The 16333-nt window shown below is 64.6% G+C and carries 16 protein-coding genes; 7 read left to right on the top strand and 9 right to left on the bottom strand.

All coding sequences use genetic code 11. The features are described from left to right. Positions 1-208: 208 nt before the first annotated feature. From EA346_RS08570 to EA346_RS08550, 5 genes are all read right to left on the bottom strand, one after another. Positions 209-1891: an acetolactate synthase large subunit gene (locus EA346_RS08570; protein ID WP_296757568.1), complete on the bottom strand. Its 1683-nt coding sequence runs from the start codon at positions 1889-1891 to the stop codon at positions 209-211. A 190-nt stretch (positions 1892-2081) separates the two neighbouring features. Continuing rightward, the gene (locus EA346_RS08565; RefSeq protein ID WP_296757565.1) at positions 2082-2618 is read right to left on the bottom strand and encodes a DoxX family protein; all 537 of its coding nucleotides are present in this window, start codon (positions 2616-2618) and stop codon (positions 2082-2084) included. 21 nt (positions 2619-2639) lie between these two features. Next, positions 2640-3398, bottom strand: a complete 759-nt coding sequence (locus EA346_RS08560) for a DUF2063 domain-containing protein (protein ID WP_296757561.1) — start codon at positions 3396-3398, stop codon at positions 2640-2642. Next, positions 3382-4314 (bottom strand): DUF692 domain-containing protein, encoded by a 933-nt coding sequence (locus EA346_RS08555; protein WP_296757560.1) that lies wholly within the window; start codon positions 4312-4314, stop codon positions 3382-3384. The genes EA346_RS08560 and EA346_RS08555 overlap by 17 nt, the downstream gene beginning before the upstream one ends. Positions 4315-4321: 7 nt before the next feature. After that, the gene (locus tag EA346_RS08550) at positions 4322-4630 is read right to left on the bottom strand and encodes a DUF2282 domain-containing protein (RefSeq protein WP_296757557.1); all 309 of its coding nucleotides are present in this window, start codon (positions 4628-4630) and stop codon (positions 4322-4324) included. Positions 4631-5004: 374 nt separating this feature from the next. Between EA346_RS08550 and EA346_RS08545 the strand changes: the two genes are divergently transcribed. Then, complete coding sequence (locus tag EA346_RS08545; protein WP_296757555.1) at positions 5005-6042, top strand: hypothetical protein; 1038 nt, start codon at positions 5005-5007, stop codon at positions 6040-6042. 244 nt (positions 6043-6286) lie between these two features. On the opposite strand, the gene EA346_RS08540 is transcribed toward EA346_RS08545, so the two are convergent. Both EA346_RS08540 and EA346_RS08535 read right to left on the bottom strand, forming a co-directional pair. Next, positions 6287-7111 (bottom strand): methyltransferase domain-containing protein, encoded by an 825-nt coding sequence (locus EA346_RS08540; RefSeq protein WP_296757554.1) that lies wholly within the window; start codon positions 7109-7111, stop codon positions 6287-6289. 103 nt (positions 7112-7214) lie between these two features. After that, positions 7215-7499: a hypothetical protein gene (locus EA346_RS08535; protein ID WP_296757552.1), complete on the bottom strand. Its 285-nt coding sequence runs from the start codon at positions 7497-7499 to the stop codon at positions 7215-7217. A 224-nt stretch (positions 7500-7723) separates the two neighbouring features. On the opposite strand from EA346_RS08535, the gene EA346_RS08530 reads away from it, so the two are divergent. The 4 genes from EA346_RS08530 (at position 7724) to modC (ending at position 11437) form a co-directional block, all read left to right on the top strand. Then, positions 7724-8539, top strand: a complete 816-nt coding sequence (locus EA346_RS08530; RefSeq protein WP_296757550.1) for a TOBE domain-containing protein — start codon at positions 7724-7726, stop codon at positions 8537-8539. A gap of 238 nt (positions 8540-8777) precedes the next feature. Then, positions 8778-9551 (top strand): molybdate ABC transporter substrate-binding protein, encoded by a 774-nt coding sequence (gene modA / locus EA346_RS08525; protein WP_296757547.1) that lies wholly within the window; start codon positions 8778-8780, stop codon positions 9549-9551. Positions 9552-9683: 132 nt separating this feature from the next. Continuing rightward, on the top strand, positions 9684-10370 hold the full coding sequence (modB, locus tag EA346_RS08520) for a molybdate ABC transporter permease subunit (RefSeq protein WP_296757544.1): 687 nt from the start codon (positions 9684-9686) through the stop codon (positions 10368-10370). Further along, complete coding sequence (gene modC, locus EA346_RS08515; protein WP_296757542.1) at positions 10367-11437, top strand: molybdenum ABC transporter ATP-binding protein; 1071 nt, start codon at positions 10367-10369, stop codon at positions 11435-11437. The genes modB and modC overlap by 4 nt, the downstream gene beginning before the upstream one ends. Before the next feature lie 136 nt (positions 11438-11573). On the opposite strand, the gene EA346_RS08510 is transcribed toward modC, so the two are convergent. Next, positions 11574-12305, bottom strand: a complete 732-nt coding sequence (locus EA346_RS08510) for a serine protease (protein ID WP_296757540.1) — start codon at positions 12303-12305, stop codon at positions 11574-11576. Between the two features lie 164 nt (positions 12306-12469). Between EA346_RS08510 and EA346_RS08505 the strand changes: the two genes are divergently transcribed. After that, the gene (locus tag EA346_RS08505; RefSeq protein WP_296757537.1) at positions 12470-14152 is read left to right on the top strand and encodes a glutamine--tRNA ligase/YqeY domain fusion protein; all 1683 of its coding nucleotides are present in this window, start codon (positions 12470-12472) and stop codon (positions 14150-14152) included. 465 nt (positions 14153-14617) lie between these two features. Here EA346_RS08505 and EA346_RS08500 read toward each other — a convergent pair whose 3' ends face one another. Then, positions 14618-15562: an L-lactate dehydrogenase gene (locus EA346_RS08500; RefSeq protein ID WP_296757535.1), complete on the bottom strand. Its 945-nt coding sequence runs from the start codon at positions 15560-15562 to the stop codon at positions 14618-14620. Positions 15563-15735: 173 nt separating this feature from the next. Between EA346_RS08500 and EA346_RS08495 the strand changes: the two genes are divergently transcribed. Beyond that, positions 15736-16215: a DUF456 domain-containing protein gene (locus tag EA346_RS08495; protein ID WP_296757533.1), complete on the top strand. Its 480-nt coding sequence runs from the start codon at positions 15736-15738 to the stop codon at positions 16213-16215. Positions 16216-16333 lie beyond the last annotated feature (118 nt).

Below are 16333 nucleotides of genomic sequence, written 5' to 3'. Positions count from 1 at the left end.
GAGATCGAACTCGCGCAATTGCCCGAGTACGCGGATCGCATTCTCAACGGGCAGCTGCGTGGACGCACGGTGGTGGTGCTGGGCTGAATGTCCAGCGAGCTGGCTCCCCACCATGAAGAGGTCGTGGAATCAGGCTGCCGGAGCGTAGGGCGGACGAGGCCGCAGCTGAACCGCACCGGTGCGACTGGGTCCCGATGGGCCGCCAACTTCAAATCCTGCGGCTCTTCGCCTTGATCTCGCGGTTCAGGATGCGGTCGTTGTCGCTGTAGTCCACCGGGACATCGACCACGTGCACGCCGGATTCGGCGAAGCAGGCCTGCAGGAGGGGAACCAGCTCCGCGGCCGCTTGGATGCGATGGCCGTGCGCACCGTAGCTGCGGGCGTACTGCACGAAGTCCGGGTTTCCGTAGCTGAGCCCGTAATCACCGAACCCCATCGCCTCCTGCTTCCACTGGATCATCCCGTAGGCGTCATCGCGCAGGATCAGAACCACCAGGTCCAGGCCCAGCCGGACGGCGGTCTCCAGTTCCTGGGAATTCATCATGAAGCCGCCGTCGCCGCAGATCGCCATCACCGGCAGATCCGGGTGCACGATCTTGGCAGCCATCGCCGAAGGCAGGCCGGCCCCCATCGAGGCCAGCGCATTGTCCAGCAAGACCGTGTTGGGCTGGTGCGCCCTGTAGTTGCGGGCGAACCAGATCTTGTAGATCCCGTTGTCCAGGGCAATGATGCCGTCATCCGGCATCGCCTCGCGGACATCGGCAACGAGCCGCTGTGGATAAACGGGGAAACGGTCGTCATCGATCCCCTCGGAGAGGTGTGCATCGAGATACCGCTTCACCTCCATGAACCGCGAGAAATCCCAGTGCGGCTGGGGCGTGAGCCGGTCCGTCAGGCATTCCAGACTGTGCGTGATGTCGCCGATGACGCCCTGGTGCGGGTGATAGACCGCATCGATGGCGGCCGTGATGTAGTTGAGGTGGATGACCTTGGCCTCCCCGGCATGCGCGGCCTCCTCGACGTGAGGCGGCGCATTCTCCGGCCGGCCCATGATGAACGGCGGCTTCTCGACCACGTCGTGGCCGACATTGATGATCAGGTCCGCCGCCTCGACCGCGCGGTGCAGGAAGTCATCGCCGGAGAGGGCGGCATTGCCCAGGAAAAGCGGGTGACGTTCGTCCACCACGCCTTTGCCCATCTGCGTGCTGAAGAACGGGATGCCGGTTTTTTCGACCAGCGCCGGGAGCGCGCGGCAGGTGTGCTGGCGATTGGCTCCGGCGCCGATCAGCAGCAGCGGCTGCCGGGCCGATTCGATCATCTTCACCGCTGCTGCGATCGAGCCCTCGCTGGCCCAGGGAGTCTCGAAGCGGCTGCGCGGGATCACCGGGGCGTCGGTTGTCTCCCGTGCGATGTCCTCCGGCAGTTCCAGGTGTACCGCGCCGGGGCGTTCGTCCGCGGCGCGCCGGAAGGCCTCGCGCACCCGGGCGGGGATATTGGCGCCGCTACTGATCTGGCGCGTGTATTTGGTGATCGGATGCATCATGTCGACGACGTCCAGGATCTGGAATTCGCCCTGCTTGCTGGCCTTGATTGGCTTCTGGCCGGTGATCATCAGCATCGGCATCGCGCCCAGCTGGGCATAGGCGGCGGCCGTGACCAGGTTGGTGGCGCCGGGACCCAGGGTCGACAGGCATACCCCGGTGCGCCCGGTCAGGCGTCCGTAGGTGGCGGCCATGAACCCCGCGGCCTGTTCGTGGCGGGTCAGGACCAGTTGGATCGAGGACTTCCGAAGGGATTCGAGCAGGTCGATATTTTCCTCTCCGGGAATCCCGAATACGTACTCGACCCCCTCGGATTCCAGAGCCTTTACAAATAGATCCGACGCCTTCATCAACCGATTCCTCCGTCAAGTTGCCTGGGTGTGCAAGGGCGGTGCGGATGCCCGCAGGGATCCTCCGTGTCGGTCAGGCAGTAGCGCGGCATGAACCGTTCGGCATCGGCTTCCTCCAGATGTACCGCAAATGCTGCCGGGGCGGTTGCGTTCTGCCGCAGGGCCCCCTACTGGAACATAGGGGAAGATCTCATCGTAGCGCCGGATCTCGGACTGGTCGACGCGTTGGCATACCGTACCAGCGGGCCACCGCGTGATCGAGTGCGATTTTCCCGGGTCCCCAGGTCATCAGGACCAGCAGCATCGCGGCCCAGGGCAGGTGATGCGTGGGCCAGGCATCGGGCACGGTCAGCTGGATCACTGCCGTCATGATCAGGAGTCCGAGTGCGGCGAAGCGTGTCCCGAGCCCGAGGACCAGCAGAATGGGAAGCAGGATCTCGCCAATCCCGGCCAGGTACGCGCTCAGCACCGGCAACGGCATGGGGTAGGTGTTGCCGAACAGATGGAGCTGGAACTGGTTCTCGAACAACCACCGTGTTCCGGGCGAGAGTTCGAGAAAGCCATCCCACTTGTTCACGCCGGAACGCCAGAACGGGATGGCGGCTGCGAAACGCAGCACCAGCAGTGTGAGCGATGCGGGTATCAATTCGAAGGCCCCCACCGTGCGCGCTGCGATCTGTCTGATCTTGCCGGGGGCAGGGCTGGTTTCGTGTTCGGCGGTGTTCATGTTTCCTCCTGGTCGCATGTATCAGAATCGGTAATGGGCGATGGCTCCGCTCGTCAGCAGCGTCTGGAGCGTGGTCACCAAATCGAACTCCGCACCGGTCGCGCCCGCCGCATCGGAAAGGGTCTCGCCAGCCAGAAGCCGGTGTAGGAATCGCGAGCCTCCGTTTGGCAGGTGCCAGACTCCAACCTCGTGCCCCGGGCGTGACACCAGTGTTTCCTCGCCACCCGCTCGAAGGTTGACGGAGCGCACCTCGTCGTCGTGTCGATTGGTCCTCCAGATCGACAGGCTCGGCCAGGGGGAGGCCAATGCCTGGACCGATGGATGCAAGGTGAACCGTGCACCCCCCAGGTGTTCAGCCGGCACAGCGGACAGATCGCGTGGTGTCAGCGACTGGCCTTCGGCGGCGTGGTAGGCGCGGTGCCAGGCCCAGTCGATACGGGCGACATCGGCCAGATAGGGCAGGGTGCTCGCTGGACTGAACCGTTCGATGAAAGCCGGGAAGCCGGCTCCGTAGTCCAGCAGGACGGGTGTCTGGGGCAGGGCTTCCCCCACGAACACCCGGGCCATGCCGCGGAAGAAGTCCGGTCCGACGAGTCGCTCCACGGTGGGATAGGCCGCGGCGATCGCGTTCACGAGGCTCACGTGCACATTGTTGCGGTAGACGTCGAACCGAAGCGCCGGGATCTCTCCATCCCTGCCCAGCACCAGGGGGAGCGGCGCAGTGTCCCGGTTGCGCAGGGCCGCGACGAACCGTGCCTGTGTTTCAGCAAGCGTTGGCATGATGTCGATACGCTGCTGGATGGCAGCGTTCCAGAGTGTGTTGCGCACGCTCGGCCTGACCCATCAGGACGGCCCACTCCGGAATGTCGGAATCCCATTCGACCAGGACCGGCTGGGGTCCGCACTGCTTCAGCGCCCGTTCCAGCAGGATCCATACCGGGTCCGGAACCGGCGTGTCGTGGGAGTCGATCAGCAGGGGCTGGTCCAGATCATCGAGGCGCCGGACGTGGCCGGCGACATGGATCTCCTGAACGAATTCCATCGGGAAGCGATCGAGATAATCCGCTGCATCGAAGCCATGGTTCACCGCGGATACATACGCATTGTTCACGTCCAGCAGCAGGCCGCAGCCCGTGCGGGATGCGAGTTCCTCCAGGAACTCGGTCTCGGCGATGGAACTGTCCTGGAAACGCAGATAGGTGGCCGGGTTCTCCAGCAGCATGGTCCGTCCCAGGCATTCCTGGACCTGAGAGACATGGCGGGCGACGTGCGCCAATGTGGATTCGTTGTAGGGAAGCGGGAGCAGATCGTTCAGGAAGCCCGTCGTATGGGTCGACCACGCAAGGTGTTCCGAAAAGAGCCCCGGCTGGTAGCGTCGCACCAGCGCCGCGAGCCGTTCCAGATGTGCGGTGTCCAACGGCTGCGCGCCGCCGATCGACAGGCCGACGCCGTGCAGCGACAGGGGGTACCGTTCGCGGACTGCCTCCAGGTACCGGTGTGGCGGTCCACCGGCGCCCATATAGTTCTCGGGGTGAACCTCGAACCACCCGACCGGTGGCCGGGCCTCGAGGATGTCCCGATAGTGTGCGGGCTTGAGCCCGACCCCGGCGCTTGCCGGGATCGGGGGCTCAGCCCGCGCGCCGGACGGACCAACGCCGCGCGTGGGATCCCGCCGTGCTTCCGCTTGGGCGGTCATGGCGAGCTCAGGAGCGCCCCGGTACGTCACGGTCGAGTTCTTCCAGGCTGCCCTGGCGGTCTCCGGGCAATTCGATGGATTCACAGGTCCCGGTCGGGACCATCGTCCAGGCATTGCCCTGATAATCCACGGTGGACGAACCCTGGCAACTGGTGCCAGGACCGGCCGCGCAGTCGTTCTGGCCGGCCAGCGCGATGCCGTAGCATCTCTCCATGCTGGCCGCGGCGGTGGGGGCGAAGGTGGCGCCCGCAACGGCGAGTGCGATGGCTCCGGCGACGCCGGCGGCGGAAAGCGTGTGGGTCTTGATATCTGACATGGGAGTTCTCCTTTGCATCATGGGGGTCCGGGTATTTGCCGGCCTGGGCCGAAGTGCCGTTCCGGAGTTCACCCGGTGGACCGCGATCCGTGGTGAACTTGATTAAGAGTTAAACATTCGAAAGCAGGGACAACCCTACGTAGGATTGCCTACTGGGTTTTACGGACTCGGGTTGATCGGTCCGGGGTGAACGGAATCGGTGCTGCGGTTTTGCGCTCCTGGCGCAGACTCCGCATGCTTCGTGTTCCAGGCCGTTTGCCATGCAACGAGCAGAGCCCGATCGACCCATGCGTATGCAAGATACCGAGCCACCGCGCATAGCCTTCTTTGTGTCCTCTCACGGTTTCGGCCACGCCGCGCGGGCGTGCGCGGTCATGCAGTCCCTCCGGCGGTTGCGGCCGGACAGCGAACTGCGGGTATACACCGAGACCCCGGCATGGTTCTTCCGCGATTCGGTGGGAGCGGTGGATTACCGCCCGTTGCGCACGGACATCGGTCTGGTCCAGCGGTCTCCGATGCTGGAGGACATACCGGCCACGCTCGAGCAACTCGCGGCCTTCCTGCCCTTCCGCCCGGCACTGGTCAACGAACTGGCCCGGCAGATCGCGGACCAGGACCTGGTCGTGTGCGACATCTCACCCCTGGGCCTCGTTGTCGCGGCCGCAGCCGGCGTGCCCTCGGTGCTGCTGGAGAATTTCACCTGGGACTGGATCTACCGTGCCTATCTGGGCGCGCATCCAAGGCTGGCGCCCTATGTCGATGCCATGGCGACAATCAACAGCCGGGCCGACGTCCACGTACAGACCGAACCGGTCTGCCGGCCGGACCCGGCTGCGATGACCGTTGCGCCGATCGCGCGGCAGCTGCGCGAGCCCCGCTCGGCGGTGCGCGATCGCCTGGGCGTCGAGCCGGACGTGCCGCTGGTGCTGGTCAGTATGGGCGGGGTGCCGGCGCAATACCCCTTTCTGGCGCGGCTGCGTGATCGCCAGGACTGTGTCTGCCTGCTTCCCGGTGCCGCTACGGAAAGGCGGCGCGAAGGGGCGCTGCTGGCTCTTCCCGCGCGGTCCGACTTCTACCATCCGGACCTCGTCAACGCCTGCGACGCCCTGGTATGCAAGGCCGGCTACAGCACCCTGGCCGAGGCGCGCCAGGCGGGGGTGCCGCTGGCCTGGTTCCCGCGCGAACACTTTCCCGAATCGCCCGTGCTCGATGCCTTCATCGAGCGGGAGATGCCGGGGATCAGGCTCCAGCCTTCCGACTGGGATGAAGGGGCATGGATCGACCGCCTGCCACCACTGTTGGCCCTGGGCCGCCGCCCTCCAGGCGACACCAGCGGGGCCGATCAGGTCGCCAGGCTGCTGCTGCAGCAAATCGTGGGCGGATCTTCAAATCCGGCTGGACCGGCCGGCTGATCCGCACCGAAAAACCGGCGCGGTTCACGGGCAGTGGAAAGCGGCTGCGGGAACGCAGCAGGTTCCAGTGCATGGACGGTCACTGGTGCAACGTGTGCGGACATCTGCACGTAGCTGTAATGGCCTGCGACCAGCCCTGACGATGAAAAAGCGCGCCATCTAAGGGCACCGAAAGACGCGAAGAAGAGTTCGGATGCCCTTTTTTTCCGTGATTTCCGTGTCCTTCCGTGGCTGTATCTTCACTTTAAGCGCGGGCTGTAAGCACATTGGCCAGGGTCCCGAACTCCAGTGCCTTGCCCCTGCGGAACGGTCGCACCAGTTCCTCCACGTCTTCGTTCATCCGTTCCATCACGTCCTGGCGCAGGACCTCCGAAAGTGCCGCGAATTCCGGCAACACGGCTGTGGCTCCGCGCAGGCACATCGCAGCGAACCGCTCGGGCTCTTCGGCGCGGACGGTGAGCGGAACGGCCCACACAGCCACGTCTTGCAGGCCAGACTCCTGTGCGAGGCTCCGGAGCTTCTCCGTATCACTGAGTGCGAAGGGGCGGGCGAGTGCTCCTTGGGCGAGATGTCGGGACACGAGATGATCGATCACGGTGTAGAACGGGTTGCCCTCCAGGGCCCCCCACACACTGGCGACCAGGCGCCCGCCAGGGCACAGTACGCGCTGCACCTCCCGCAAGGCCGTCGAGGGGTCCGGGAAGAACTGCAGACCCTGTTGGCAGAGCACCTGATCGAATGCCTGGTCGGCGAACGGCAGCGAGCAGGCACAACTCTCGTGCCACTCCAGGACCCAGCCCAGTTCCTCCAGTCCGTCGCTCAGGGACTCGGCCTTGGCCAGCATTCCGGGGGAGACGTCCAGGCCGCAGAGCCACCCAGGCTTGAGGGCCTGCTCGCCCAAAGTACGGCCCACGATTCCGGTACCGCAGGCCAGATCCAGGTAGCGTCCGCCCTCGATGGGAACGGTACGGGCGACCAGGTCGCGGGACCAGGGGCCCAGCAGGCTGCGAACGATGTAACGCTCGTAAGCTTCGATGGGGCTGATCTGCGGCTCTGCGGCAACGCTCATCGGGAGCGATCCGGCCGGAATGATGGAGCGGGTGCTGCCCGATTCCGCCATCGCCCCGCGCCTTCAATCCGCTTCATGTCGGAGCGCAAGCCGGATTCTCGCCCTACGCGGACAACGAGCACTCGGTACCCAACGCATTCAGGTCCATACCCCGGTACAGCGTGACCAACTTCGCGCCAACCCGCGCAGGCTCGGGATTGCCGTGGAAGGCCGGCTTTGCCAGCCTGGCATCCGAGACACTTTCCGGCAGATAACGCATATCCGGGGCACTCACGTGCTCGCCCGTTTGCAGACGATCCCGGAGGTCGAAAATCCTGGGCGGGTTCTGCAGGCTCAATGGACGCAGCAGCGTCCAAATGACGTCGGCCATTTCTCGATTATGGATCATATACATCCTCCAAACCCATGTTTTTATTTTATTTAAGGATAAGGCGACACATGGGGAACGCTCATCCATATGTTTCGGATAGTTCATTCGCGGGGGTTTGTCCACAAGAAATGCAAGCGTTCAGGCCGCGACGGTCCCGCGCCGGTACTCCCCCCTTGCCGCTTGCAGGGCGTTATATCTTGTCCTATATAACGGTCTTCAGGCGGTGAAGAGGGGTGGTGGGCATGAAGCCCGATGTGGACGGCCGCTTCTGGCTGAATGTCGAGGGCAAGGGCTTCCTTGGGCTGGGGCGCATCGAGCTGCTGGAGCAGATCGATGCTTCGGGCTCGATCTCCGCCGCGGCGAGGGCGATGGGCATGAGCTACAAGGCCGCCTGGGATGCGATCGACGCGATGAACAACCTCGCGGACGAGCCCCTGCTGATCCGGCAGGTGGGTGGCCGCCATGGCGGCGGCACGAAGCTCACCGCGTACGGAAAGCGGGTCATTGCCCAGTACCGGGCCGCGGAACACGAATACCAGCGTTTCATGAAGCTGATGCGCGAGAACCTCGAACAACTGGGCGAGGGGGATCCCGCGGACGGCTTCAACTTCATCAGGAGATTCGCGATGCGCACGTCGGCGCGAAACCAGTTTCAGGGCAAGGTGATCCGTTTCGGAGAAGGGGCGGTGAATGACGTGATCACGGTCGACATCGGTGGCGGGATCGAGATCGCCTCGGTGATCACGCATGAGGCGGCGCAGTCGCTCGATCTGCTGCGCGAAGGGCGCGAAGTCCAGGTGTTGATCAAGGCCTCCTTCGTGATCCTGTGCGAGGAGGTCGAGGGAATGCGTTACAGCGCCCGCAACCGCCTCTGCGGTACGGTGAGCCGGGTCCAGCCCGGCGCGGTGAACGCGGAAGTGAAGCTCGACCTCTCCGCGGGCCGCACGCTCTCGGCCATCGTGACGATGGACGCGGTAAGCGAGGGTTGGCTGAAGGAGGGTGGCCGCGCCTGCGCGCTGATCAAGGCCCCACACGTGATCCTTGCGGTCACGGACTGAACCGATGAGGCCGTCTTTCGATCCGGTTCACGCGAAGATTGGTGCATTTTGTCACCTGATTATCACGCAAGCTCCGCCGGCCGGGAACATCGCATTGACCGCAGCGAAACCGGCAGAGCCTTCGCCTGCAAGGCAGGCTCCTACTTGGAGCAAGTTCATTTTCCGTATTGTCCGTGTTCATCCGTGGCTTCTTTCACAGTAACCGTCGGAGTTTACGGCCCAGCGAAGGGGTGAGTTCATGCTACGCCGGTTCCTGCTCGTCCTCGCCATCCTGCTGGGTTTCCTTGCGTTCCCCGCCCACGCTCAGAAATTCACCATCGCAGCGGCGGCGGATCTGCGCTTCGCGCTCGAAGACATCGCGGAAATCTACCGCGAGCAGCATCCGGATCACGCGTTCGAAATCATCTACGGCTCGTCCGGCAAGATGACGACCCAGATCATGAACGGCGCGCCCTACGACATCTTCTTCTCCGCCGACATCGCCTTCCCCGAGCGCCTGCAGGCGGCGGGCTTCACGGCCACTGACCCGGAGGTCTATGCCATCGGCCGGATCGTGATCTGGAGCAACACCCTCGACGCCTCCGAACTGCGACTGGAAGATCTGCCGACGGATCCCAGGATCCGCCGCATCGCCATCGCTCAGCCTTCCCATGCGCCCTACGGCCTGCGTGCGCAGGAGGCCATGGAATCGGCCGGGGTCTGGGAGGCCGTCCAGCGTCGGCTGGTGTTCGGCGAGAACATCGCCCATACCGCCCAGATGGTCGAGTCCGGGGCCGCCAATGTGGGGTTCATTGCGCTGTCCCTCGCCAGGTTCCCCGCGATGGCCAGACACCCCTACTACCTGATCGACGCCAAGCTGCACGAACCCTTGACCCAGGCCTATATCGTGACCAAGCGCGCCGAGAACAACGAGGCCGCCAGGACCTTCGCCCGCTTTATGGAGACCGACGCAGCCCACGAGGTCATGGAGCGCTACGGATTCGTGATCCCCGGCCGGGATGCCAACCGGTAGGACGGACGAGCGCGGCGTCGTCCGTCATGGGTGTCCACCGGAACCAGCGCGCGTCAGCGTTGCCCGCGCCGCCGCGGCGGGTGACGGTCTTCGGTCTTTTCCGTACTACGTATCGAAGGAGGGGATAGCGGCATGCTGGGACTGGGGCCCGCGGACTGGCAGGCGATCGAGCTGACGTTCAAGCTCTGCCTGTACACCACCATCATCCTGTTGATCCTCGCCACCCCGGTGGCGTGGTGGCTCGCGAACGGGCGCTCGGCCGCGCGGGTGGCCGTGCAGTCCGTCGTAGCCCTGCCGCTGGTCTTGCCCCCGACCGTGCTCGGTTTCTACCTGCTGATCGTGCTCGGTCCGCGGGGGTTCGTCGGTGGCACGCTGGAGTCCATCGGTCTGCATCACCTGGCATTCACCTTCGAGGGCATCCTGGTCGCCTCGGTGCTGTCCTCGATGCCCTTTGCGGTGCAGCCGCTGACCGAGGCGTTCAACAACCTCGGCCGGCGCCCGGTGGAGGTTGCCAGCAGCCTCGGCGCCGGCCTTTGGGATCGCTTCTTCACCGTCATTCTGCCGTTGACCCGCGGTGGCTTCGTGGTGGCCGCCACCCTGACCTTCGCCCACACCGTCGGCGAGTTCGGCGTGATCCTGATGCTGGGTGGCAGCATCCCCGGGGAGACCAAGGTGCTCTCCGTGCTGATTTACGATCATGCCGAGGCGATGAACTACGAGGCCGCGCACCGGCTCTCGCTGATGCTGGTGATCTTCGCGTTCCTGACCCTTTTCGTCGTGTACAGCATCACCCGACGGTTCCGGGTGGCGAAGGTATGACCCTATCCGTTCGGGCTTGGCTCCAGCGCGAGGCGTTCACGCTGGATGTCGACATCGGGCTCCCACGAGAGGGCGTCACCTCCCTTTTCGGGCGCTCCGGCTGTGGCAAGACCACACTGCTGCGCATCATCGCCGGCCTGGAGAGGGTGCGCGGTGCCGAGGTACGGTTCGGCAACGAGGTCTGGCAAGAGCGGCGGCGTTTCGTGCCGCTGCACAGGCGGCGCATCGGGCTGGTGTTCCAGGAACACAGCCTGCTGCCGCACCTGTCCGTGCGCGGAAACCTGCTCTACGGCTACAAGCGCACGCCGAAGGAAATCCGGCGCCTGCACCTGCGCGAGGCCACGGACATGCTTGGCATCGGCGAACTGCTCGACCGTCCGATCGACCAGCTCTCCGGTGGCCAGCGCCAGCGCGTCTCGCTGGGCCGGGCGCTGCTGACCAGCCCGCAACTCCTGCTGCTGGACGAGCCCATGGCGGCGCTGGATACGCAGACCAAGCGCGAGATCATGCCCTTCCTGTCGCGCATGGCGAGCGAGGCGCAGGTGCCGATCGTGCTCGTCACCCATGCCCCGGACGAGGTCGAGCGCCTCGCCGACCGCGTGGTGTTCATGCGCGACGGCCGGGTGGAGTGCAGCGAGTCGCTGCGGCAGGCGCTGGCCCGCCCGGACTCGCCGCTGTTCGCCGACGACGGCGCGGCTTCTGTGCTGGAAGGTGTCCTTGGGCCGGTCAACGAACACGGGCTGCGGCCCTTTGGTGTCGAGTCCGCGCGTCTGTGGCTGCCGAGCGAGGATAGCGTGCCTTCCGGGCAGCCACTCCGTGTGCGCATTCTCGCGCGCGATGTCAGCCTTGCGCTGGATGACCCCCGTCGCATCAGCATACAGAACCACCTCAGGGTCACCATTGAGCGGATCGGTCCGCCGCGCGACGGGCGCAGCGTGGTGGCCACCCGCACCGCCGACCAACAGTTGCTCCTCGCAGAGGTCACGCCCTGGGCCGTGCAGAAACTCGGGCTGGAGCCCGGCATGGAACCCTTTGCCCTGATCAAATCGGTCGCCCTGATGGGGTGAGGGGGCGGAAATGCGGCACGGCGTAATGCGTTCAGGGCGAGCGCGGAGTCATGGACCCCGCGGGCCTGTGGGGAAAATGCGTTTCTTCTGCCTATCCTTTCCAAGGACGGAGACATCGCGGCGGCTGCGGGCGCAGTCAGGCTTGCGTCAGCGTGAGCAGGATGTCCGCGTACCAGGCACAGTTGAGTCCGAGCGCCTCGTCCAGGACCAGATCGCGGGTACCCACATCGATCCGTGCCGAGTGCACGCCGAGCAGCAGCCAAGGCGGGCCACCGTGGGCAGGATCCGGGTTCGGTACCCGCATCACGACGGGCGCTCCGCTGGTCCCGCGGTGGGTGCGGGCGTCGGTGAGGAAATACCCCTCGCCCTGGAAGCGCAGACCGAAGGAGGAAGCGACCGCGGCGTGGCGGACGACCGGCATATGGTGCAGCGTGTCGTGGAAACCCAGTGGAAAGCCGACCACCAACAGCGAGGTGCCGACCTCGATCTGATCCAGTGGACTCAGCAGATGCTGCGGCGTGAATGCGCTGTAGTGGGTTGTGGGGGGCAGGGCGTTACGGTCCAGTTCGATAACCGCGACGTCGATCTCCCCGGACTTGTCCAGGGCCTGGCGCCAGACGCTCTGGCCGTCCTGGTACAGGGGAATCGAGAATCCCGTGGAGCGAGCCAGGTTGTCCGCGTCGATATGCAGTTCGATCTCGATCCGGTTCGGGAAATGCTTGCTGGGCTCGTCGTACATCACGTGCCGGCTCGTGACCAGGAACAGACGCTCGCCACGGGCAAAGAAGAAGCCGCTGGCATTGGTCAGCAACATCTGCTGGTCGAAGGTGGAGATCCGCGCGGCGGTCAGCAGGAGGGGTTCGATCATGAACGGGTCGCCGTGTTGGGGGGCGAAGAAGAGAGTGTGCAGGGAAAACCGGCCCGGTGCGATCATCATCCTGCACGGGGATAATTGTGCCATGTCCGGCGCAAGCGGTGCGGGTATAATGCCGGCACTTGCCCGACCGGGCCCTGCGACAAAGACTGCACTGCATGAGCAACAAGGAAGCGGCGGCCAGCAACTTCATCCGCCAGATCATCGACGAAGACCTCAGAAGCGGCCGGAACGCCGGCCGGATCGCCACCCGTTTTCCGCCGGAGCCGAATGGCTACCTGCACCTGGGGCATGCCAAGTCGATCTGTCTCAACTTCGGTATCGCACAGGACTATGGCGGCACCTGCAATCTGCGTTTTGACGATACCAACCCCGAGAAGGAAAACGTCGAATACATCGAGGCGATCAAGGAGGACGTGCGCTGGCTCGGCTACAGCTGGACCGAGCTGTTGTTCGCCTCCGACTACTTCGACCGGCTGTACGGCTTCGCCGAGGATCTGATCCGCGCCGGCAGGGCCTACGTCTGCGATCTCGACGCCGAGCAGATGCGCGAGTACCGGGGTACGCTCACCGAGGCGGGCCGCGACAGTCCCTACCGGGGGCGCTCGGTCGAGGAAAACCTGGATCTGTTCCGGCGCATGCGCGCCGGCGAGTTCGAGGACGGAGCGCGCGTTCTGCGCGCAAAGATCGACATGGCTTCGCCGAACATCAACCTGCGCGACCCCACGCTTTACCGCATCCGCCGCGGCGCCGTGCACCACCAGACCGGCGAGGCGTGGCCGATCTACCCGATGTACGACTACACCCACACCGTCTCCGACGCGCTGGAAGGCATCACGCACTCGTTGTGCACGCTCGAGTTCGAGGACCATCGTCCGCTGTACAACTGGTTTCTGGAGCATCTGGATGTTCCGGCACAGCCGCGGCAGTACGAGTTCGGCCGCCTCAACCTCGAATACACCGTGCTCAGCAAGCGCAAGTTGACCGAGTTGGTGGCGGAGGGCCACGTGCAGGGCTGGGACGACCCGCGCATGCCCACCATCGCGGCCATCCGCCGGCGCGGCTACCCGCCGGAAGCGGTGCAGGATTTCTGTGACCGGATCGGCGTGACCAAGTCCGACGGCATGGTCGAGATGGCGATGCTGGAAAATTCGGTCCGGGAAGCACTCGACGCCACCGCGCCGCGGGCGATGGCGGTGCTCAATCCGCTGAAGGTCGTGATCGAGAATTACCCGGAGGGACAGGTCGAAGAAACGGCCGCGGCCAACCATCCCAAGGACGAGGCCATGGGCCGTCGCCTTATCCCCTTCACCCGCGAGGTGTATATCGACCGGAACGACTTCATGGAAGTCGCGCCCAACAACAAGTACAAACGGCTCGCGCTCGGCGGCGAGGTGCGCCTGCGCAACGCCTATGTCATCCGCTGCGACCGGGCGATCAAGAACGACGCCGGCGATGTCGTCGAACTGCGCTGCAGCTATGATCCGGCGACCCTGGGCGCCAACCCGGAAGGCCGCAAGGTGAAGGGGGTGATTCACTGGGTCTCAGCGAGTCACGGTGTTCCCGCCGAAGTCCGGCTCTACGATCGCCTGTTCACCGTTCCCAACCCGGGCGCCGTCAGGGATCACGACTGGCGGGACGACCTGAACCCGGGGTCGCTGATCATCGTGCAGGCCGTGGTGGAGCCCATGCTTGCCGGGGCATCCGCGGGCTCAAGCTTTCAGTTCGAACGCGAGGGCTACTTCTGCGTAGACAGCAGAGATAGCGCCCCGGAGCGACTGGTCTTCAACCGCACCATCACCCTCCGTGATACCTGGGCCAAGCTCTCTGCCAAGAGCTAGTGGGCCCTGCGGTAGGCGGAAAACTTATCCACAAAAGTTGTGGATAAGTCTGTGGAAAGAATCTGCCTCCTCGCCCCAGCTTCCTGTCCCGAAAGGACTTATGTCGAATTGGTCAAAAAACGATCAATCCATAATTGTTTAATAAAAACATATGGATGCGAGTTTTTCGTGTGGATGGCGAGAAGGAGTGGCGGCTAACTCGCATTTTCCCGCGTCTGCACAGACCTTGTGCATAACCATCGGTGTCAGCCCCACGACCGGATGACAGGCACTTAGTCGACTTTGCTGTTCGATGGGTAGAACTACGCACCCCATGTCTGCCTCTTCGACCCATTCACTATGCACCCTGTCCGGGTCAATGCATTCCGCATGGCCCACTAGGAAAGCGCTGAATCAAGCCATCCTGGCTTTCTCAGCGCGCGCACTTCCGTGTGCCGCAGGGAAACGCCGACAAATCAGCGTTTTCTAGGGCATGATGGTCATCCCCTGCAGGCTTTTGCGAAGGATTTCGGCGGAAGACTCGAGCCCCTGTCGCTCGGCCTCGTTGGCTTCCGGGGCGAGGCGGTACTCGACGCCCTGAGCTCCCACGACACAGGGTACGCTGAAGCACACGTCGCGCTGACCGTAATCGCCCTCGGGGTTCACGGATACGGGCAGGACACTGCGCTGGTCTTCGAGGATCACCCGGACCACGTAGGCAATGACCAGGCCGATCGCGGTATTCGTGTAGCCCTTGCGGGAAATGATATCGAAGGCGGCGCTGCGCACGCGCTGGAACAGGGCATCCATGGGCTCGGGGTCGAAACGCCGGCCGTTGATCACGTGGTGCATGATCGACAGGCCGCCGATCATGGCGCTGCTCCAGATCGGCACCTCCGAATCACCGTGTTCACCGAGAATGTAGGCGTGCACCGAGCGGGGGTTGACCTCGTAGCTGTCTCCAAGGAGTGCGCGAAAGCGGGAGGTGTCGAGCATGGTACCCGTGCCGATCACCCGGCGCGGCGCGCGATGGCTGAGCTGCTGCATCACGTAGGTCAGGATGTCGACCGGGTTGGTTGCGATGACGAGGATCGCCTCGGGGGCGTGGCGATCGAGTTCCTCGGCAATCTCCCGGAACACCGCCGCGTTGCGGTTCAGCAGATCAAGGCGCGACTCCCCCGGTTTCTGGTTCACGCCGGCGGTGATCACGACGACCTGACAGTGGGCGAGATCCCCGTAGTCCCCGGCGCGAACGGATACCCGGCCCACCAGGGGCTGGCCGTGCATCAGGTCCATGGCCTCGCCCTCCGCGCGCTGGTGATTCTTGTCCACCAGAATGATCTCGCTCGCGAGCTGACGCTGGAACATGGCGTAGGCCGCCGCTACGCCCACATGGCCGGTACCGATGATGCCTACCGCGGATCTTGCCATGACACTGCTCCTGTTCTGGACGTCGGGTTGGAGCGTTGCTTCAACCCAGGTGAACGTCGCCGTGATCGAGGGTTCGAGGGTTCCAGTTTCGCGATCAGGCAGGCGTTGTTCAAGCCGGGCGTGGATGCCAGGTGGTCAGGTACTGCCGCGGTTCGCGATATCATCGGTAGTCCATGACCATCCTCATCTGGATCCTCGCCGCAGTTCTCGTGGTTGTCGGTATCGCGGGGCTGGTGCTGCCCGCGCTGCCAGGGCCCTTGCTGCTGTTCGCGGGGCTGTGGGCAGCCGCGTGGGCCGAGGGCTTCGTGCACGTCGGGGTCAAGACCCTGATCGCTTTGGGACTGATGGCGGTACTGGCGTCGGTCGCGGACTTCGTCGCTGGCGCCTTCGGGGCGCGTCACTACGGTGCCTCGCCCCGTTCGGTCGTGGGTGCCGCCGTGGGTGCGGTGGTGGGAATCTTCTTCGGCTTGCCGGGCCTGCTGCTCGGACCGTTCATCGGGGCTCTGCTCGGCGAACTGTCGGCGCGCAGGGACCTCGTCGCCGCCGGCCGTGCCGGCTGGGGCGCTACGCTGGGCCTCGCGCTTGGCACCGCCGCCAAACTCGCGCTCGGCTTTGCGATGCTGGGGTTATTTCTGATCGTCCGGTTCTTCTGAACGATGCTGGGCCCGGCAGTAAGGGCCTGAACAAATCCGTCGGGCCGCTCGGGACGGATGGCCAGCGCTCGGTTCCGTCCACGGTTTGCCAGGATCCCCACGAACGGAATCAGCGTCT

This window comes from Thioalkalivibrio sp. (genome assembly GCF_007692535.1).
GTDB lineage: Bacteria > Pseudomonadota > Gammaproteobacteria > Ectothiorhodospirales > Ectothiorhodospiraceae > Thioalkalivibrio.
This window is presented reverse-complemented; position numbering and strand designations above follow the sequence as displayed.